This window comes from Rhodanobacter sp. PCA2 (genome assembly GCF_013620825.1).
Classification (GTDB): Bacteria; Pseudomonadota; Gammaproteobacteria; order Xanthomonadales; family Rhodanobacteraceae; genus Rhodanobacter_A.
Genome location: NZ_NJIC01000001.1, coordinates 106,667 through 125,215 on the forward strand (window position 1 = coordinate 106,667; position 18,549 = coordinate 125,215).

The following is an 18,549-nucleotide window of genomic DNA, read 5'->3' on the forward strand; positions in this document are numbered from 1 at the left end:
GCGCCGCGCGGGGATCAGCGCTTTTCGAGCACCGCATAGTACATGCCGTCGAGGTCGCCATCGCCGGGCAGGATCTGCCAGCCGACCGCGGCGGCCTGGCCCGCGGGCAGCGTGAACGGCACGGCGTGCGCATCGGCGTGGGCGGCGAGGAAGGGCGCCACCACGGCCTCGTTCTCCGCGCGCAGCAGCGAGCAGGTGATGTAGAGCAGCCGTCCGCCCGGCGCCAGCAGCGGCCACAGCGCGGCGAGGATGCGCTGCTGCTGGGCCGCCAGTGCGGGGATGTCGTCGGCGCGCCGGTGCAGGCGCACGTCCGGGCGGCGGCGCAGCACGCCGGTGGCCGAGCAGGGCGCGTCGATCAGGATGCGGTCGAACGGCTGGCCATCCCACCACGACGAGGGATCGCCGGCATCGCCCGTGCGCACGTCGGCCTGCAGGTGCAGCCGGGCCAGGTTCTCGCGGATGCGCCCCGTGCGTCTCGGCTCGAACTCCAGCGCCGTCAGCGTCACATCGGCGCGTTCCAGCAGGTGGCAGGCCTTGCCGCCGGGCGCGGCGCAGGCGTCCAGCACACGCTGGCCGTCGCGGGCGTCGGCGAGGTCGGCGGCGATCTGCGCGGCGCCGTCCTGTACCGCGAACAGGCCTTCCGCGAAGCCGGGCAGGCGGGTCACGTCGGTGCTGTGCGGCAGCGCGATGGCATCGGCCAGCCAGGCATGCGGCTCGGCCGACTGGCCGTCCGTGCGCAGGCGTTCGATCAGCGCGTCGCGGGTGGTGCGGCGACGGTTTGCGCGCAGCATCAGCGGCGGCTCGCGGTTGTCCGCCGCCATCACGTCTTCGGCCTGCGCCGGCCAGTCGCGGGCGATGGCCGCGGCCAGCCAGCGCGGGTGCGCGTGGCGGGTTTCCGGCTGCGCGTCGAGCGCGGCGAGATGCGTGGCGCGCTCGCGCTGCCAGCGGCGCAGCACGGCGTTCACCAGGCCGGCGAGCTGTGGCCGCTTCAGCGCACGCACGGCTTCCACCGTGGCTGCCACCGCCGCGTAATCGGCCAGTTCCAGCACTTCCAGCTGCACCAGGCCCAGCACCAGCAGCGCGTGCACCGCCGGTTCCTTCCGGCGCAGCGGGCGCTCCAGCAGGCGGTCCAGCGCCGCGTCGAAACGCGGCCACCAGCGCGCGCCGTCGCTGACCAGCGCCATCAGCAGGGCGCGGTCGCGGGGGTCGGGGATTCTGGGGGCGTGGCGTTCCATTGCCTCGCGCAGGGAGGCGCCCTGGAGGGCGATGTTGGCGAGGGCTTGGGCGGCTTCGGCGCGCGGGTTGGTCATGGTTGTGGTTTGGCTGGTTGCTGATTTGGCGCTGGCATTCATCCAGAGCAGTTTCGTCCATCTGACGATGGCCGAGCTACTTCTCTTTTGCGTGCCCAAAAGAGAAGTAGCCAAGAGAAAAGGGCACCCCGGTTGGCGCTTTCCGTCCATCCATGGACGGAAAGTACGTGAGGCGTGGCCGGGCTTTTCGAGCGGGCATCCTGCCCGCGCAGCGGGCGAGGCCCTCCATGGCCTCGCCCGCTGCGCGGCCTGATCGTCCCCACCTCACCGCCGCCCAGGGGCCCCGGAAAAGCAGGCGCGCATCGTGCGCGCCAGAAGCAACAGCAAATGCAAAAGCGAAGCGCTGCGAGTATGCGGCGCTTCGCTTTTGATTTTGCTCGTCATCCCAGCGAAAGCTGGGATCCAGTGCCTGTAAGTCACGAAACACAACGGCACTGGATTCCTGCTTTCGCAGGAATGACGAGCAGGCAGTCGATTGATCTGGCCATCCTTGGCTCTGGCTGTGCTTTGGCCGTGCCCTGCTGTGGCTTCTGCGCGCCGGGAGCGCGCTGCTTTACCGGGGCCCCTATGGCGCGGCGGGCGGGTGAAGGAAAGTCCGCAGGATGGCCGGCAGGGATGCCGGCCAGTTTTTCGCCAGCACAGGATGTGCTGTCGAAAAACCCCGTAACCCGCCCGCGCACCCGGAAGGCAGGATGCCTGGAGGGCGCGCCATCGGGGTGGCCTCTCTTTTGGTTACTTTTCTCTGGCCACCCAGAGAAAAGTAACTCGGGCGCCCAAGAGGCGCTCGAAACTGCTTTTCCAGTAGGGGCGTGGCGAAAAAGGGCCCATCGCGGATACCCGCCTCTCACCCCAACCCTCTCCCCAGAGAGGAGAGGGAGCGCAACTCCGGCCGCGCGTTGAGGTAATCGGCGGCACCGATGCGCTTGCCGCCCGCCCGCTGCACGGCGGTGATTCGCAGCGTTCCCTTCCCGCAGGCGATGTCGATGCCCTCGCGCCCCGCGCCCAACAGGCTTCCGGGCGCCGTTTCGTGAGTGTGGTCCAGTGCGCGCGCCGCCCAGATGCGCAGCGGTTCGCCGGCGATCACGGCGTCGCTGCCGGGCCACGGGTCGAAGGCGCGTACCTGGCGTTCCAGCTCGATCGCGTGGCGGTTGAAGTCCAGGCGGCCTTCGGCCTTGTCCAGCTTGTGCGCGTAGGTGACGCCTTCGGCGGGCTGCGACGTGGCGGCCAGCGTCTCGCCCGCGAGCACGCGGGCGAGGCCTTCGGCCAGCGCGGCGGCGCCCAGCGTGGCGAGGCGGTCGTGCAGGGTGCCGCCGGTGTCGTCGGGGCTGATCGCGGTGCGTTTTTCCAGCAGCACCGGGCCGGTGTCCAGGCCGGCCTCCATCTGCATGAGGTCGACGCCGGTCTCGGCGTCGCCAGCGAGGATGGCGCGCTGGATCGGCGCGGCGCCGCGCCAGCGCGGCAGCAGGCTGGCGTGCACGTTCCAGCAGCCCAGGCGCGGCAGCGCCAGCACCTTGCGCGGCAGGATCAGGCCGTAGGCCACCACCACCATCAGGTCGGGCGCGTGGGCGGCGAGCGCGGCCTGCACCGCGGCGTCCTTCAGGGTTTCCGGCTGCTCGACCGCGATGCCGGCGGCGAGCGCGGCCTGCTTCACCGGGCTGGGCGCGAGCTTGCGGCCGCGGCCGGCGGGGCGGTCGGGCTGGGTGTAGACGGCGACCACCTCGGCGCCGCTGGCGCGGCAGGCCTCGAGGCAGGGAACGGAGAATTCCGGGGTGCCGGCGAAGACCAGCCGCAGCGGCCGGCTCAAGCGCTGGCCGCCTGCTTGCGCTGCTTTTCCAGGCGCTTCAGCAGCATCGAGCGCTTCAGCGGCGAGAGGTAGTCCACGAACACCTTGCCGGCGAGGTGGTCCATCTCGTGCTGCACGGCCACCGCCAGCGGGCCCTCGGCCTCGTAGAGGAATTCCCTGCCGTCGGTGTCCTGCGCCTTCACCTTCACCTTCAGCGCGCGGGTGACATCGGCGTAGAGGCCGGGGAAGGAGAGGCAGCCCTCCTGGTACACCTGGGCGCCGTCCTTCTCCACGATCCCGGCGTTGATCAGCACCAGCGGCTGGTTGCGCCCCTCGCTCATGTCGATCACCAGCACCTGCCGGTGCACGTCGACCTGGGTGGCGGCCAGGCCCACGCCGTTGGCGGCGTACATGGTCTCGAACATGTCGGCGACGAACTGCTTCAGCGCGGCGTCGAACACGGTGACCGGCGCGGCCCTGGTGCGCAGTCGGGGATCGGGGAATTCGAGGATGGCAAGCGTGGACATGGCCGCCATTGTAGTACGCCGCTCCGGGGGGCTGTTCAGCGCGGCGAGCGCCGTGGAATCTGCGACCCGGTGCCGATTGCGCCGCTTAATGCTTCGGTTACACTCGCTTTCACTCCGGGGAGGGGGATTCCCACCAATGCTCAAGAAAGCGTTCACGGTGCTGGCCGGCACCATGGTTGCCGCGGCGGTATGCGCCGCCGGCGCCGCGCAGTTGCGCGGCAACCATCCCGATTCGTACACCGTGCGCCGCGGCGACACGCTGTGGGGAATCTCGGCGAAATTCCTGGCCAAGCCGTGGCTGTGGCCGGAGATCTGGCAGGCCAATCCCCAGGTGCGCAATCCGCACCTGATCTACCCGGGCGACGTGCTCAACCTGTCCTTCATCAACGGCCCGTCGCTGAAGCTGCAGCCGGCCCTGCATCGCGAGGGCGAGGCGGTGCCGGCGATTCCGCTGGACGCGCTGAAGACCTTCCTCAAGGACCTGCGCGTGATGGATTCCGGCGCGGTCAGCAAGGCGCCCTACGTGGTGGGCGTGGAAGAGGACCAGCTGCGCGTCACCTCGGGCCAGAACATCTACGTGCGTGGCCTGGACAGCCAGCCCGGCCAGCGCTGGGCGATCGTGCGGCCCGAGCACGTGTTCCGCGGCTTCGACGACGGCGCCGGCGGCACCTCGGTGTTCGGCAACGAGCTGTACGCGAACGCGGCGATGGTGCGTTCGCCGTGGCAGGAAGACCGCGGCCAGGGCGCCAACCCGTTCCGCCGCGGCAGCGACATGGGCGTCGAGGTGAAGGTGATCGGCACCGCCGAGACGCTGCGCACCGGCGATCCGTCCACCCTGCTGGTGCTGGAATCCACCCAGGAGATCCGCAGCGGCGACCGCATCATGCCGGTGGACGACGCGCCGTACGATCCGTACTACTACCCGCACGCGCCGCAGAACCTGCCGAAGGACGGCCGCGTGATCGCGTTCACCGACGCGATGGACGCGGTGGGCCCGCACCAGGTGGTGGCGCTGTCGGTGGGCAGCAAGGACGGCGTGGACAACGGCGCCACCTTCGCGATCTGGCAGCCCGGCGAGAACATCCACGACGACGTCGCCAGCAACAGCTGGTCCCGCGGCGTGGGCAAGCGGGTCACCCTGCCGGACGAATACATCGGCCACGTGATGGTGTTCCGCACCTTCGACCACGTCAGCTACGGCCTGGTGATGGACGGCCTGCGCCCGGTGAAGATGGGCGACCGGCTGAGGCTGCCCGAATAAGCCCGGCACAGGTTTCTTCCGACACGACGGCGCGGCTCACCCCGCGCCGTTTTCGTTGGGGGCGACTGCGTACACTGCCGGCATGGACGAAAGGGACGAATTGCGCGCCTGGCTGGTCGCCCTGCGCACGCCGGGGCTGGGGCCGGGTGGCCTGCGCGAAGCGCTGGCCGCAGCCGGCGGCCGCATCGACGCCGCACTGGCCCAGTTGCGTCGGAAGGCCGCCGCGCTGGACGAAGGCGCCGCTGCCTGGCTGGACGCGCCCGACGAGACGCGGCTCGCCGCCGACTTCGCGTGGCTGGCCGAGCCCGGTCATCGCCTGCTGCGCTGCACGGAGGCGGATTTCCCGCCCCTGCTGGAGACCATCCCGCAGCCGCCCGCCGCGCTGTTCGTGAGCGGCGACGCCGGCCTGCTGCTGCATCCCCAGGTCGCCATCGTCGGCGCGCGCAGCGCCAGCCCCGCCGGGCTGGAACATGCCCGCCGCTTCGCCCGTGCGCTGGCCCTGGCCGGCTACACGGTCACCAGCGGCATGGCCGACGGCATCGACGGCGCCGCCCACGAGGCCGCGCTGGATGCGGGCGCGGTCACCGTCGCCGTGGTCGGCACCGGGCCCGACCGGGTCTATCCACGCAAGCACCACGCGCTGGCGCAGCGCATCGCGATGCAGGGCGCGCTGGTCAGCGAGTTCCCGCCCGGCACGGCGGCGCGCCCCGACCACTTCCCGCGCCGCAACCGCATCATCGCGGGGCTGGCGCTGGGCACCGTGGTGGTGGAGGCGGGGCTGCAGTCCGGCTCGCTGATCACCGCGCGGCTGGCCGGCGAGCAGGGCCGCGAGGTGTTCGCGCTGCCCGGTTCCATCGCCAACCCGCTGGCGCGCGGCTGCCACCGGCTGATCCGCGACGGCGCCCGGCTGGTGGAGGAGTCGGCCGAAGTGGCGGAAGCGCTGGCCCCGGCGGCCCGGGCGCTGGGCGTGGAACTGGCCGAGCGGCTGGCCCGGTCCGAAACCCCGGCGTCGGCCACTGGCGGGGGCGGGCACGACGACCCGGACTATCGGCGCCTGCTCGACGCCCTGGGCCACGATCCGGCCACGCTGGACGAGCTGGTGCGACGCAGCGGGCTGGCCGCCGCGGCGCTGTCCTCGATGCTGCTGATGCTGGAACTGGAAGGGCGGGTGGCGGGCCTGCCGGGCAACCGCTACCAGCGTTTGCCGGGGTAGGCCGGCCTGCCGAAACCCGCACTGCAGCGCGGTTTCATGCCTCACGGCTTGACAGTCCGCCAGCCGGCGTGGTCTGACTAGTATATAGGCATGCCGCACTGCGGCATGAAATCCTCACGCCTGCCCCCAGAGATTCATGGCCAAGAACCTGCTCATCGTCGAGTCGCCCGCCAAGGCCAAGACGATCAACAAATACCTCGGCAAGGACTTCCAGGTCCTCGCTTCCTATGGCCACGTGCGCGACCTGCGTCCCAAGGAGGGCGCGGTCGATCCCGACCACGGCTTCGCCATGAAGTACGAGGTGATCGAGCGCAACGAGAAACACGTCGACGCGATCGCCAAGGCCGCCAAGCTCGCCGACGACATCTACCTCGCCACCGACTTGGATCGCGAAGGCGAGGCGATCAGCTGGCACATCAGCGAGATCCTCAAGGACCGCGGCCTCACCGACGGCAAGCAGCTGCATCGCGTGGTGTTCTCCGAGATCACGCCGAAGGCGATCAAGGCCGCAGTGGCCGCGCCGCGCCAGCTCTCGCACGATCTGGTGGACGCGCAGCAGGCGCGCCGCGCGCTGGACTACCTCGTCGGCTTCAACCTCTCGCCGGTGCTGTGGCGCAAGGTGCAGCGCGGCTTGTCCGCCGGCCGCGTGCAGTCGCCGGCGCTGCGCATGATCGTGGAGCGCGAGGAGGAGATCGAGGCGTTCAAGGCGCGCGAATACTGGACGGTGGAAGCGCAGCTGCGCCACGCCGACGGCGAATTCAGCGCCAGGCTCACCAAGCTCCACGGCAAGAAGTTCGAGCAGTTCGACCTCACCAACGAGGCCGACGCGATGGCCGCGCGCGCCGCGCTGAAGGAGGCCGCGCACGGCCGCCTCAGCGTGAGCGAGGTGGGCAGCAAGGAGCGCAAGCGCCGCCCCGCGCCGCCGTTCACCACCTCCACCCTGCAGCAGGAGGCCGCGCGCAAGCTCGGCTTCACCACCAGCCGCACGATGAAGGTGGCGCAGGGTTTGTACGAAGGCGTGAGCCTGGGCAGCGAAGGCAACGTCGGCCTGATCAGCTACATGCGTACCGACTCGGTGGCGCTGGCCGACGACGCGCTGGTCGAGCTGCGCGCGCTGATCGCGCGCGACTACGGCCACAAGGCGCTGCCCGACGCGCCGCAGTTCTACAAGGCCAAGAGCAAGAACGCGCAGGAGGCGCACGAGGCGATCCGTCCCACCTCGGCCATGCGCACGCCGCGCGAGGTGTCCGCCTACCTCAACGACGAGCAGCGCAAGCTGTACGAGCTGATCTGGAAGCGCACCGTGGCCTGCCAGATGATCCACGCCACGCTCAACACCGTGTCGGTGGATTTCGAGCTGCCGCACGCCGCGGGCGGCCCCGCCGCGTTCCGCGCCACCGGCACCACCGTGGTCGACCCCGGCTTCCTCGCCGTGTACGAGGAAGGCCGCGACCAGAAGAACGCGGACGACGACGACGAAGGCCGCCGCCTGCCGAAGCTGGAAAAGGGCGAGCAGGTGCCGCTGCACGACATCGCCGCCGACCAGCACTTCACCGAGCCGCCGCCGCGCTATTCCGAAGCCTCGCTGGTGAAGGCGCTGGAGGAATACGGCATCGGCCGCCCGTCCACCTACGCCAGCATCATCCAGGTGCTGCTGAACCGCCAGTACGTGCTGCTGGACAGCCGCCGCTTCAAGCCCACCGACATCGGCCGCGCGGTGGGCAAGTTCCTCACCCAGCACTTCACCCGCTACGTGGATTACGACTTCACCGCCAAGCTCGAGGACGAGCTCGACGCCGTGAGCCGCGGCGAGGAAGCCTGGGTGCCGCTGATGCAGCGCTTCTGGCAGCCGTTCAAGCAGCAGGTGGAAGAGAAGACCGAGTCGGTGGATCGCAGCGAGGCCACCGGCGCGCGCGAACTCGGCAGCGATCCCAAGAGCGGCAAGCCGGTGTTCGTGCGCCTGGGCCGCTTCGGGCCGTACGCCGCCATCGGCGACAAGGACAGCGACGAGAAACTGCAGTTCGCCAGCCTGCGCCCCGGCCAGAGCATGCACACCATCACGCTCGAAGAGGCGCTGGAACTCTTCAAGCTGCCGCGCCAGCTCGGCGCCGCGCCGAACGGCGACGAGGTCAGCGTGGGCATCGGCCGCTTCGGGCCGTTCGTGAAGCAGGGCAGCACCTATGCCTCGCTCAAGCCCGAGGACGATCCCTACACCATCGAACTGCCGCGCGCGCTGCAGCTGGTGGAGGACAAGCTCACCATGCTCGCCAACCGCGTGATCGCGGACTTCGGCAACGGCGTGCAGGTGCTCAACGGCCGCTACGGGCCGTACATCACCGACGGCGAGAAGAACGCGCGCATACCCAAGGACACCGAGCCGAAGGAGCTCACCGAGGCGCAGTGCCTGGAGCTGCTCGCCGCCGCGCCGGTGAAGAAGGGCGGCCGCTTCGGCCGCAAGACCGGCGCCGCGAAGAAGACCGCGGAGAAGAAGGCGCCGGCGACGAAGAAGGCTGCCGCCAAGAAAGCCCCGGCCAAGAAGACGGCGACGAAGAAAACCGCTGCGAAAAAGACCGCGACCAGGAAGGCCGCCACGAAGAAGGCGGCGGCGAAGAAGACGCCGGCCTGATGCCGCGAACCTTCCCGCTGGCCGAACTCGATGCCGCCGCCGACCTGCTGCATGCAGGCGGCGTGCTGGCCTATCCCACCGAGGCGGTCTACGGCCTCGGTTGCGATCCGCAGGACCGCGCGGCCTTCGGGAAGATCTTCGCGCTCAAGCGGCGCCCGGCCACGCAAGGCGTGCTGCTGATCGCCGCCGACTTCGCCCAGGTCGAGCGCTACATCGACTTCGCGAACGTGCCGGACGACGCGCTGGCCCAGGTGCGCGCAAGCTGGCCCGGCCCGCACACCTGGATCTTCCCGCGCAGCGCCGCCGTGCCGGGCTGGGTGGCCGGCACGCATGCCGGCATCGCGCTGCGCGTCACCGCGCACGAGCCCGCTGCCGCGCTGTGCCGCGCGTTCGGCGGCGCCCTGGTCTCCACCAGCGCGAACCCCCACGGCGAGCCGCCTGCGCGCAGCGCGGCCACCGTGGCGGCCTACTTCGGCGATGCGCTGGACGGCCTGCTGGACGCCCCGCTGGGCGCGCAGGATCGCCCCAGCACGATCCGCGACGCGCTGAGCGGCACTATCATTCGGGCTTGACGGCAGCCCGCCTAGGCTACGGATGCCTGCACGGATCTGTGCAGGCAACTCTTGGGAGAAGAGTCTGATGTCGCTCGTCATCCCAGCGAAAGCTGGGATCCAGTGCCTGCAAGTCACTGAACACAACGGCACTGGATTCCCGCGTTCGCAGGCATGACGATCAGGCAGTCGATGGATCGGACCTTCCTTAGCTGGCGATGAACCACGGCGGCGGCAGCTTGGCCCCGATTCAGCGGCGGCCATCAGCATGGGGGCCAAGCAGTGAACAGGCGCCGGCGGGAAAGGCCGGCAGGACAACAGTGGCCGCCACGACGGCGGCCGAACAGGAGCGGCAATCCACGGTGGCCATCGCCCAGGACAGTTTCCAGCACGAACAGGCCGGGCAGCTGCTGCCCCTGCTCGCCGCGCGCGATCCGCAGCGCACCGTGGCCTGGCGCCACGGCACGGCGGTGAGCGCGGCGCAGTTCCTCGCCCACGTCGAGCAGGTCGCCGCGCTGCTGCCCGAGGCGCCCGCCGCGGTGAACCTGTGCGAGGACCGCTACGCCTTCCTGGTCGCGTTCTGCGCCATTGCGCGACGCGGCCAGGCCAACCTGCTGCCGCCTTCGCGCGCGCCGCAGGCGGTGGAAGAGGTGATGGCCGCGCACCCGGGCAGCTATGCGCTGGGCGAGCAGGCGCTGTCGCCCGCGCCGCACGGCTACCGCAAGCTGCCCGTGCTGGCGGCCGACCCGCACGCCGCGCCGATGCCGGTGCCGGCGATCCCCGCGGAGCAGGTCGTGGCGATCGGCTACACCTCCGGTTCCACCGGCACGCCGCGCGCCAATGCCAAGAGCTGGCGCAACCTGCGCGCCAGCAGCGCCGGCACGCTGGCGATGCTGGGCGGCGCGGCCGGGGGGCGTTTCCACGTGGTGGCCACGGTGCCGCCGCAGCATATCTACGGCATCGAGATGAGCGTGTTGCTGCCGCTGCTGGGCGAAGTCGCCGTGCATGCGGGCCGGCCCTTCTTCCCGGCCGACGTGGCCGCGGCGCTGGCCGAGGTGCCCGAACCGCGCGTGCTGGTGACCACGCCGGTGCACCTGCGTGCCCTGGTCGCCGCCGGCACGCCGCTGCCGCCGCTGGCGGCGATGCTTTCCGCCACCGCGCCGCTGCCGCTGGAGCTGGCGCAGGCCGCCGAGCAGGCCTTCGGCGCACCCCTGCTGGAAGTGTTCGGCTCCACCGAAACCTGCGCCTTCGCCAGCCGCCGCCTCACCGCGGATGCGGACTGGGCGCTGTACGAGGACGTGCGCCTGCACCCGCAACCCGATGGCACCCAGATCGAGGCGCCCCAGCTCGACGAGCCGGTGGTGCTGGCCGACATCGTGAGCCTGCACGATGCTGGTCGTCATTTCCGCCTGTGCGGCCGCAACGCGGACCTGCTGGAAATCGCCGGCAAGCGCGCCTCGCTGGGCGACCTCAGCCGCCGCCTGCTGGCGATACCGGGCGTGGAGGACGGCGTGGTGTTCCAACTGGACGAGGAAGACGCCGCCGGCGTGCGCCGCATCGCCGCGCTCGCGGTGGCGCCCATGCTCGACGAAGCCGACATCATCGATGCGCTGCGCCGCGCCGTCGATCCGGTGTTCCTGCCCCGCCGCCTGCGCCTGGTGGATGCGCTGCCGCGCAACGAGACCGGCAAGCTGCCGCGCGGCGCGCTGCTGCGGTTGCTGGGCTGACCCGCTCCAGTAGCCGCGGTGCCGTATGCCGGTGCCGCGCTAGATCTTGAGGAAGATGCGCCGCCGGCACAGCAGCCAGGTCGGCAGCCAGCAGACCGCGAGGAAGACCAGCGAGTACGCGGTCGCCGCCGCCGTGGGGTACGGAATGCCGCGGTCGAACGCGTTCGCGATGGCCTGCTGCAGGCTGAGGCCGCCGCCTGCGGGAATCGTCCACAGCAGCGCCGCGAGCAGTTCCGACAGCATGTAGGCGAAGATGGTGTTGGTGCCGAAAACCAGCAGCGGCCGCTGCCACATGGGCGGCCTGCCGACGTCGAGGGCGGCGCTGCGCGCATCGGTGAATCGGAGCATCGCGGCCAGCAGCAGCAGGCTCCAGCCGCCGGCGAACAGCACGAAGGAGCTGGTCCACAGCCGCTTGTTGATCGGGAAGCCGAAGTTCCACAGCGCGCCCAGCAGCACGCAGGCAGCGCCCGCGAACACGAGGCCGCGGATGCGGGCGTGCAGCGGCGCGGCGCCGCGCAGCCACAGCCCGGCCAGCACGCCCAGCGCGGTGGTGGCCAGCGCGGGCAGGGTGCTCAGCAGGCCTTCGGGGTCGCGGGTCCGCTCGAACAGGTGCGGGGCGGAGAAAACCTGCCGGTCGATCCAGGCCGCGAGATTGCGGACGGGATCGAGCAGGGGCACGTCGCGCACCGGCAGGCCGTAGCCCGGCACGGGCACGAAGCGCATCAGCAGCCAGTAGCCGACCAGCGTTCCCGCGACGAGGGCCAGCGCGCCGCGCCAGCGCAGGCCGCACACGTAGGCCGTGGCGAGCACCAGATAGCACGCGGCGATGCGTTGCAGCACGCCGTAGACGCGCAGGGTGTCGAGGTGGAACAGCGGGAAATTGTTCACCACGATGCCGAACAGGAACAGGATCGCGCTGCGCGAAACGATGTGCCGCAGCAGCGTGCCGCGGCCGTCGCCGCGCGCCAGCCGGCCGTCGGTGGAATACGGAATGGCGACGCCGACCAGGAACAGGAAGGTAGGGAAGACCAGGTCGGTCGGCGTGAAGCCGTTCCACGCCGCATGCTGCAGGAACCAGAACGCGGCAGGGCCGCCGTTGTTGTTGGCGAGGATCATCAGCGCGACGGTGAGGCCGCGCAGCAGGTCGATCGCGACGAGGCGTTGGGTCGGGCGGGGTGCGACTGCCGGCGTCTGCATCGGCGCGTGGGCCCTTCCGTGATGGATCGCCGATGGCGGCGGAATGCCGTCAGGCTACCGCACCGGGCGCGCGCCGGACAGCCAGGCCGCGGCCAGCCGGCGCGCCCGCTACAATAGCCGGCCAATTCCCCCACCACGGCGCCCCTCGGAGTCATCGGCATGAAAGTCCTGGTCATCGGCAACGGCGGGCGCGAGCACGCGCTGGCGTGGAAGCTCAAGCAGTCGCCGCGGGTGGCCGAGGTGATCGTGGCGCCGGGCAACGCGGGCACCGCGCGCGAGCGCGGCGTGCGCAACGCGGACGTGGCGGTGACCGATCTCGACGGCCTGCTCAAGCTCGCGAAGAACGAGAAGGTCGAGCTCACCGTGGTCGGCCCCGAGGTGCCGCTGGTGGCGGGCGTGGTGGACAAGTTCCGCAACGCCGGCCTGCGCATCTACGGGCCGCGCGCGATCGCTGCGCAGCTGGAAGGCTCCAAGGCCTTCGCCAAGGATTTCCTGCTACGCCACAACATCCCCACCGCGCGCTACGCGGTGTTCACCGAGCTGAATCCCGCGCGGGCCTACGTGCGCCAGCACGGTGCGCCCATCGTGATCAAGGCCGACGGCCTCGCCGCCGGCAAGGGCGTGGTGGTGGCGCTGACGCTGGCCGACGCGGAGCTGGCGCTGCACGACATGCTGGGCGCGCACGCCTTCGGCGACGCCTCCGCGCGCGTGGTGATCGAGGAATTCCTCGACGGCGAGGAAGCCAGCTACATCGTGATGAGCGACGGCCAGCACGCGCTGCCGATGGCTTCCAGCCAGGACCACAAGCGCCGCGACGACGGCGACTTCGGCCCCAACACCGGCGGCATGGGCGCGTATTCGCCCGCGCCGGTGGTCACGCCCGAGGTGGAGCGGCGCATCCTGAAGGAAGTGATCGAACCCACCCTGCACGGCATGGCCGCCGAGGGCGCGCCGTTCATCGGCTTCCTCTACGCGGGCCTGATGATCGACAAGGGCGGCAACCCCAAGGTGATCGAGTTCAACGTGCGCTTCGGCGATCCGGAGACGCAGCCGATCATGCTGCGCCTGAAGTCCGACCTGGTCGAGCTGATCGAGGCCGCGCTGGACGGCGAGCTGCACCACACCCACGCACAGTGGGATGCGCGCCCCTCGCTGGCCGTGGTGATGGCCGCGGCCGGCTACCCCGGCAAGGTGAAGAGCGGCGACGCGATCGGCGGCCTCGATGCAAACTTCGGCGCCGACGCCAAGGTCTTCCACGCCGGCACCAAGCTGGACGCGGAAGGCCGCGCAGTCACCGCCGGCGGCCGCGTGCTCACCGTGTGCGCGCTGGGCAACGACATCGCCGCCGCGCGCGCGCATGCCTACGACGCGGTGGCGAAGCTGCATTTCGACGGCGCGTTCTGCCGGCGCGACATCGCGCACCGGGCGCTGCATCGCTGAGTCTTGTCGCTGTGTGGGCAACGCGCTGTGCGGGCAAGGCAAGGCGGATGCGCCCGATCGCCGTGCCGTCATCCCGGCGCAAGCCGGAGGCGCTTCACAACAGCGAAGCTGGTCATCCAGCGGCTTTCGCCCTGAGACCCGAGGCACTGGATTCCAGCTTGCGCTGGAATGACGAGCTGAAAGCGGTCCGTTGCAGTCGGGTCGTCAATATGGGCGGGGTGTTTTCAGATTGATGCGCGTTTTGCCGGCGGGACGTTATGCACCGGACGTTGCATCGCTGAGCCTAGTCGCCCTGTGGGCAAGGCGATGCGCCAGATCGCCGTACCGTCATCCCGGCGCAAGCCGGAGGCGCTTCACAACAGCGAAGCTGGTCATCCAGCGACTTTCGCCTTGGAGATCCAAGGCACTGGATTCCAGCTTGCGCTGGAATGACGGCGTGGGAGCGATCCGTCGCGACCATGTCGCCAATATCGGCGGCGTGCTTTCAGGCGTTAGGCCAGCGCCGCGTCCACCACCGACTGCGCCTCTTCCAGCAGGCTCTTGAGGTGCGCCTCGTCCCTGAAGCTCTCGGCGTAGATCTTGTAGATGGCCTCGGTGCCGGAGGGGCGGGCGGCGAACCAGCCGCTTTCGCTGACCACCTTGATGCCGCCGATGGCGGCGCCGTTGCCGGGCGCCTTGTCCAGCACCTGCACGATCTTCTCGCCGGCGAGCGTATCGGTCTTGATCTGCCCGGGCGAGAGTTTCGACAGCTTCGCCTTCTGCGCGGGCGTGGCGGCGGCCTCGACGCGGTTTGCGTAGGGGCGGCCGAGTTCGCGGGTGAGCTGCTCGAACAGTTGGCCCGGGTCCTTGCCGGTGCGCGCGGTCATCTCGGCGGAAAGCAGGGCGGGCACGAGGCCGTCCTTGTCGGTGGTCCACACCGAGCCGTCGTGGCGCAGCAGCGAGGCGCCTGCGCTTTCCTCGCAGCCGAAGCCGAGCTGGCCGTCGAACAGGCCTTCGGCGAACCACTTGAAGCCCACCGGCACCTCGACCAGCGTGCGCCCCAGGCGCTTCACCACGCGGTCGATCAGCGCGGTGGTGACCACGGTCTTGCCCACCCCGACCGTGCCGTTCCAGTGCGGGCGGTGGCGGTACAGGTAGTCCACCAGCACGGACAGGTAGTGGTTCGGTTCCATCAGGCCCGACGAGCGCGACACCACGCCGTGGCGGTCGTGGTCGGTGTCGCAGGCGAAGGCCACGTCGTACTTGTCCTTCAGCCCGATCAGCCGCTGCATCGCGTACTTCGAGGACGGGTCCATGCGGATCTTGCCGTCCCAGTCCACGGTCATGAACGCGAACTGCGGATCGACCTCGCTGCTCACCACGCCGAGGTCCAGCTTGTAGCGCTCCGCGATGGGCGCCCAGTAGTGCACGCCGGCGCCGCCCAGCGGGTCCACGCCCATGTGCACACCGGCGCTGCGGATCGCGTCGAAGTCGACCACGTTCGCGAGGTCCGCCACGTAGGCGTCGAGGTAGTCGTGCGCGTGCGTGGTGGCGGCCTTGCGCGCCTGCGCGAACGGCACCCGCTTCACGTCCCTCAGCCCCGCCTCGAGGATCGCATTGGCGCGGTTCTCCACCCACCTGGTGATGTCGGTGTCGGCGGGCCCGCCATTGGTCGGGTTGTACTTGAAGCCGCCGTTGTCGGGAGGGTTGTGCGAGGGCGTGACGACGATGCCGTCGGCAAGCCCGCTGCGGCGTCCCCGGTTGTGGACCAGGATCGCGTGCGACACCGCGGGCGTGGGCGTGAACTCGCCGCCCGCGGAGACCATCGTCGCCACGCCGTTCGCGGCCAGCACTTCCAGCGCGGTCTCGAACGCGGGCTGCGACAGCGCGTGGGTGTCGGCGCCGATGAACAGCGGGCCGTCGATGCCTTTCGACTGGCGGTAGTCGCAGATCGCCTGGCTGATCGCGAGGATGTGGTTCTCGTTGAAGCTGCCGTCGAACGAGCAGCCGCGGTGGCCCGAGGTGCCGAAGGCCACGCGTTGCGCCGGCACCGACGGATCGGGCTTCACGGCGGTGTATGCGGCCAGCAGCTTGCCGATGTCGACGAGGATGGATTTCGGCGCCGGCTTGCCGGCGAGCGGGCTGATCTGCTGGCTCACGGTCGGGTCTCCTTTGCGCCCTCGTCGCGCAGCGCGCGGTAGCGGCGGATCAGCGCGTTGGTCGAGCTGTCGTGGGCGAGCTTCGGTTCCTTCGCCGCGATCAGTTCGGCGATGGTGGTCTTCGCCAGCTGCTTGCCCAGTTCCACGCCCCACTGGTCGAAGGAGTCGATGTCCCAGATCGCGCCCTGCACGAACACGCAGTGCTCGTACAGCGCCACCAGGCTGCCCAGCGCGAACGGGGTAAGGCGTTCGGCGAGAATGGTGCTGCTGGGCCGGTTGCCCTCGAAGCTGCGGTGCGGCACCAGCGCTTCCGGCGTGCCTTCGGCGCGCACTTCCTCGGCGCTCTTGCCGAAGGCCAGCGCCTCGCCCTGGGCGATCAGGTTCGCGATCAGCAGGTCGTGCTGGTCGCCGCCGCCCTGCGCCGGCACCGGGTTCAGGGTCTGGCCGAAGCCGATGAAGTCGCAGGGCACCAGCCGCGTGCCCTGGTGGATCAGCTGGTAGAACGAATGCTGGCCGTTGGTGCCCGGCTCGCCCCAGTAGATCGGGCCGGTGGCGTAGTCCACGGGCGCGCCGTCCAGCGTGACGTGCTTGCCGTTCGACTCCATGGTGAGCTGCTGCAGGTAGGCGGGGAAGCGCTTGAGGTACTGCTCGTAGGGCAGCACGGCCACCGTGGCGGCGTCGAGGAAGTTGGTGTTCCACAGGCCGATCAGGCCCATCAGCACGGGAAGATTCTTCTCGAACGGCGCGCTGCGGAAATGCTCGTCCATCGCATGGAAGCCGGCGAGCATGGCGCGGAAATGCTCCGGGCCGATCGCGATCATGGTGGACAGGCCGATCGCCGAGTCCATCGAGTAGCGGCCGCCCACCCAGTCCCAGAAGCCGAACATCTGCTTCGTGTCGATGCCGAACTTCGCGACTTCCGCGGCGGCGGTGGACACCGCCACGAAGTGCTTCGCCACCGCCTGCTCGTCGCCCAGCGCCTTGACGCACCACGCGCGCGCCGCGTGCGCGTTGGTGAGCGTCTCCAGCGTGGTGAAGGTCTTGGAGCAGACGATGAACAGCGTCTCGGCGGCATCGAGGTCGCGCACCGCCTCGGCGAAGTCGGTGCCGTCCACGTTGGAGACGAAGCGGAACCTCATGTCGCGCCGGCTGTAGTCGCGCAGCGCCTCGCAGGCCATCACCGGGCCGAGGTCGGAGCCGCCGATGCCGATGCTGACCACGTTGCGCATCGGCTTGCCGCTGTGGCCCTTCCACGCGCCGCTGCGCACGGTGTCGGCGAACGCGGCCATGCGGTCCAGCACCTCGTGCATATCGGGCACCACGTCGTGGCCGTCGACGAGGATCTTCTCGCCGCGCGGCGCGCGCAGCGCCACGTGCAGCACGGCGCGGTTCTCGGTGGCGTTGATGCGGTCGCCGCGGAACATCGCGGCGATGCGCCCCGCGAGGTCGCGCGCCTTGGCCAGCGCGCCGAGCAGGCGCAGCGCCTCGTCGTCCACGCGTTGCTTGGAGTAGTCGAAGTACAGGCCCACCGCCTCGGCCACGAAGCGCTCGCCGCGCTTCGGGTCGGCGGCGAACAGCTCGCGCAGGTGCTGCGTCTCCAGCTGGTTGCAGTGCTGCTGCAACGCCTGCCACTCGGGCAGCAGGGTCAGGTCGGGGAGACTCATCGGGAAACCGGCTCCTTGCCCTTGGCCGCCAGCGCGGCCTGCTTGTCGACGATGCGCTGCAGCAGCTGCTTCCACGATTTCACGAAGGCGTCGGCGCCGTCCTGCTGCAGCTTCAGCGCCAGTGCGTCTGTGTCCACGCCGGCCTTGGCGACCGCGGCCAGCACCGCGTCGGCGTCGCCGCCGTCCGGCGGCAGCACCGCGCCGGGCCTGCCGTGGTCGGCGACGGCGTGCAGCGTCTTCTCAGGGATGGTATCCACGGTGTCGGGCGCGGCCAGCGCATCGACGTACAGCGTGTCGGGCGCGTTCGGGTCCTTGGTGCCGGTGCTGGCCCACAGCAGGCGCTGCGGGCGCGCGCCGGCGGCGGCGAGCTTCTGCCAGCGCGGCGAGGCGAGCAGCTCGCGGTAGGCGCGGTAGCTCTGCTTGCCCACGGCGATGCCCAGCGCGTTGCGCAGGTTCGCGGGCAGCTGCGGGTTGGCGGCCACGTCCCAGCGGCTGATGAACAGCGAGGCCACCGAGGCCACCTGCGGGTCCAGCCCGGCGGCGACGCGGCGCTCGATGCCGCGCAGGTAGGCTTCGGCGGCGGCCAGGTATTGCGCGCAGGAGAACAGCAGGGTCACGTTGATCGGGATGCCGCGGAAGATCGCTTCCTCGATGGCGGGAACGCCCTCGGGCGTGCCGGGGATCTTCACGAATAGGTTCGGCCGCCGTGCCTGCGCGTGGATCGCGTCGGCGGCGGCGATGGTGCCGGCGGTGTCGGCGGCCAGCAGCGGCGAGACTTCCATCGACACCCAGCCGTCCACCTGGTGGGTGGCGTCGAACACCGGCTTGAACAGGTCGGCGGCGCGGCGCAGGTCTTCCAGCGCCAGCTCCATGAAGAGTTCCTCGCCCTTGAGGCCGACCAGCGACTTGGCGTGGATGCCGGCGTCGTAGGCGTCGCCGCCGCCGATCGCGGCGTCGAAGATGCTGGGGTTGGAGGTGAGGCCGGTGATCGAGTCCTCGGCGATGTAGCGCGCCAGCGTGCCGTCGTCGAGCAGGGTGCGGGTGATGTTGTCCAGCCAGAGGCTCTGGCCGAGATCGTGCAGTTGCTGCGTGGCTTTCATGCTGGCTCCGGG

Annotated in this window: 14 protein-coding genes; 7 read left to right on the plus strand and 7 right to left on the minus strand. The window is 70.4% G+C overall.

Going from position 1 to position 18,549, the window contains the following annotated elements; all coding sequences use genetic code 11:
- Positions 1-14 precede the first annotated feature (14 nt).
- The 3 genes from rsmB to def all read right to left on the minus strand — a co-directional run bounded on the left by rsmB (position 15) and on the right by def (position 3,620).
- On the minus strand, positions 15-1,310 hold the full coding sequence (rsmB, locus tag PCA_RS00495; RefSeq protein WP_181300149.1) for a 16S rRNA (cytosine(967)-C(5))-methyltransferase RsmB: 1,296 nt from the start codon (positions 1,308-1,310) through the stop codon (positions 15-17).
- Positions 1,311-2,154: 844 nt separating this feature from the next.
- Positions 2,155-3,114, minus strand: a complete 960-nt coding sequence (fmt, locus tag PCA_RS00500) for a methionyl-tRNA formyltransferase (protein ID WP_255436568.1) — start codon at positions 3,112-3,114, stop codon at positions 2,155-2,157.
- On the minus strand, positions 3,111-3,620 hold the full coding sequence (def, locus tag PCA_RS00505; RefSeq protein ID WP_181300150.1) for a peptide deformylase: 510 nt from the start codon (positions 3,618-3,620) through the stop codon (positions 3,111-3,113). Before def ends, fmt begins: the two co-directional genes overlap by 4 nt.
- Positions 3,621-3,756: 136 nt before the next feature.
- Here def and PCA_RS00510 point away from each other — a divergent pair, with 136 nt between their 5' ends.
- The 5 genes from PCA_RS00510 (at position 3,757) to PCA_RS00530 (ending at position 10,998) form a co-directional block, all read left to right on the plus strand.
- Positions 3,757-4,881: a LysM domain-containing protein gene (locus tag PCA_RS00510; protein ID WP_181300151.1), complete on the plus strand. Its 1,125-nt coding sequence runs from the start codon at positions 3,757-3,759 to the stop codon at positions 4,879-4,881.
- A gap of 82 nt (positions 4,882-4,963) precedes the next feature.
- Complete coding sequence (dprA, locus tag PCA_RS00515) at positions 4,964-6,094, plus strand: DNA-processing protein DprA (protein ID WP_181300152.1); 1,131 nt, start codon at positions 4,964-4,966, stop codon at positions 6,092-6,094.
- A 136-nt stretch (positions 6,095-6,230) separates the two neighbouring features.
- Positions 6,231-8,720, plus strand: a complete 2,490-nt coding sequence (locus tag PCA_RS00520) for a DNA topoisomerase I (protein WP_181300153.1) — start codon at positions 6,231-6,233, stop codon at positions 8,718-8,720.
- Positions 8,720-9,292, plus strand: a complete 573-nt coding sequence (locus PCA_RS00525) for a Sua5/YciO/YrdC/YwlC family protein (RefSeq protein ID WP_181300154.1) — start codon at positions 8,720-8,722, stop codon at positions 9,290-9,292. Before PCA_RS00520 ends, PCA_RS00525 begins: the two co-directional genes overlap by 1 nt.
- A 341-nt stretch (positions 9,293-9,633) precedes the next feature.
- A complete protein-coding gene (locus PCA_RS00530; RefSeq protein ID WP_181300217.1) occupies positions 9,634-10,998 on the plus strand; it encodes an AMP-binding protein in 1,365 nt (454 codons plus the stop codon).
- Between the two features lie 39 nt (positions 10,999-11,037).
- Here PCA_RS00530 and PCA_RS00535 read toward each other — a convergent pair whose 3' ends face one another.
- Positions 11,038-12,195: a heparan-alpha-glucosaminide N-acetyltransferase domain-containing protein gene (locus PCA_RS00535; RefSeq protein ID WP_181300155.1), complete on the minus strand. Its 1,158-nt coding sequence runs from the start codon at positions 12,193-12,195 to the stop codon at positions 11,038-11,040.
- 159 nt (positions 12,196-12,354) lie between these two features.
- Between PCA_RS00535 and purD the strand changes: the two genes are divergently transcribed.
- Both purD and PCA_RS00545 read left to right on the plus strand, forming a co-directional pair.
- A complete protein-coding gene (purD, locus tag PCA_RS00540) occupies positions 12,355-13,635 on the plus strand; it encodes a phosphoribosylamine--glycine ligase (protein ID WP_181300156.1) in 1,281 nt (426 codons plus the stop codon).
- Positions 13,636-13,682: 47 nt separating this feature from the next.
- Positions 13,683-13,868: a hypothetical protein gene (locus tag PCA_RS00545; RefSeq protein ID WP_181300157.1), complete on the plus strand. Its 186-nt coding sequence runs from the start codon at positions 13,683-13,685 to the stop codon at positions 13,866-13,868.
- Between the two features lie 258 nt (positions 13,869-14,126).
- Here PCA_RS00545 and pgm read toward each other — a convergent pair whose 3' ends face one another.
- From pgm to tal, 3 genes are read right to left on the minus strand one after another with little or no spacing between them, the layout of a single operon-like run.
- Positions 14,127-15,773, minus strand: a complete 1,647-nt coding sequence (gene pgm, locus PCA_RS00550) for a phosphoglucomutase (alpha-D-glucose-1,6-bisphosphate-dependent) (protein ID WP_181300158.1) — start codon at positions 15,771-15,773, stop codon at positions 14,127-14,129.
- A complete protein-coding gene (pgi, locus tag PCA_RS00555; protein ID WP_181300159.1) occupies positions 15,770-17,437 on the minus strand; it encodes a glucose-6-phosphate isomerase in 1,668 nt (555 codons plus the stop codon). The genes pgm and pgi overlap by 4 nt, the downstream gene beginning before the upstream one ends.
- Positions 17,434-18,537 carry a transaldolase gene (gene tal, locus PCA_RS00560; protein ID WP_181300160.1) on the minus strand — a complete coding sequence of 368 codons (1,104 nt, stop codon included), beginning with the start codon at positions 18,535-18,537 and terminating at the stop codon, positions 17,434-17,436. The genes pgi and tal overlap by 4 nt, the downstream gene beginning before the upstream one ends.
- Positions 18,538-18,549: the final 12 nt, after the last annotated feature.

Excerpts from the sequence above, each read along its gene's own strand:
- PCA_RS00525 (WP_181300154.1), top strand. The coding sequence starts at position 8,720 with ATGCCGCGAACCTTCCCGCTGGCCGAACTCGATGCCGCCGCCGACCTG.
- PCA_RS00535 (WP_181300155.1), bottom strand. The coding sequence starts at position 12,195 with ATGCAGACGCCGGCAGTCGCACCCCGCCCGACCCAACGCCTCGTCGCG.
- def (WP_181300150.1), bottom strand. The coding sequence starts at position 3,620 with ATGTCCACGCTTGCCATCCTCGAATTCCCCGATCCCCGACTGCGCACC.
- pgi (WP_181300159.1), bottom strand. The coding sequence starts at position 17,437 with ATGAGTCTCCCCGACCTGACCCTGCTGCCCGAGTGGCAGGCGTTGCAG.
- purD (WP_181300156.1), top strand. The coding sequence starts at position 12,355 with ATGAAAGTCCTGGTCATCGGCAACGGCGGGCGCGAGCACGCGCTGGCG.
- PCA_RS00545 (WP_181300157.1), top strand. The coding sequence starts at position 13,683 with ATGCGCCCGATCGCCGTGCCGTCATCCCGGCGCAAGCCGGAGGCGCTT.
- dprA (WP_181300152.1), top strand. The coding sequence starts at position 4,964 with ATGGACGAAAGGGACGAATTGCGCGCCTGGCTGGTCGCCCTGCGCACG.
- PCA_RS00510 (WP_181300151.1), top strand. The coding sequence starts at position 3,757 with ATGCTCAAGAAAGCGTTCACGGTGCTGGCCGGCACCATGGTTGCCGCG.
- PCA_RS00520 (WP_181300153.1), top strand. The coding sequence starts at position 6,231 with ATGGCCAAGAACCTGCTCATCGTCGAGTCGCCCGCCAAGGCCAAGACG.
- rsmB (WP_181300149.1), bottom strand. The coding sequence starts at position 1,310 with ATGACCAACCCGCGCGCCGAAGCCGCCCAAGCCCTCGCCAACATCGCC.
- tal (WP_181300160.1), bottom strand. The coding sequence starts at position 18,537 with ATGAAAGCCACGCAGCAACTGCACGATCTCGGCCAGAGCCTCTGGCTG.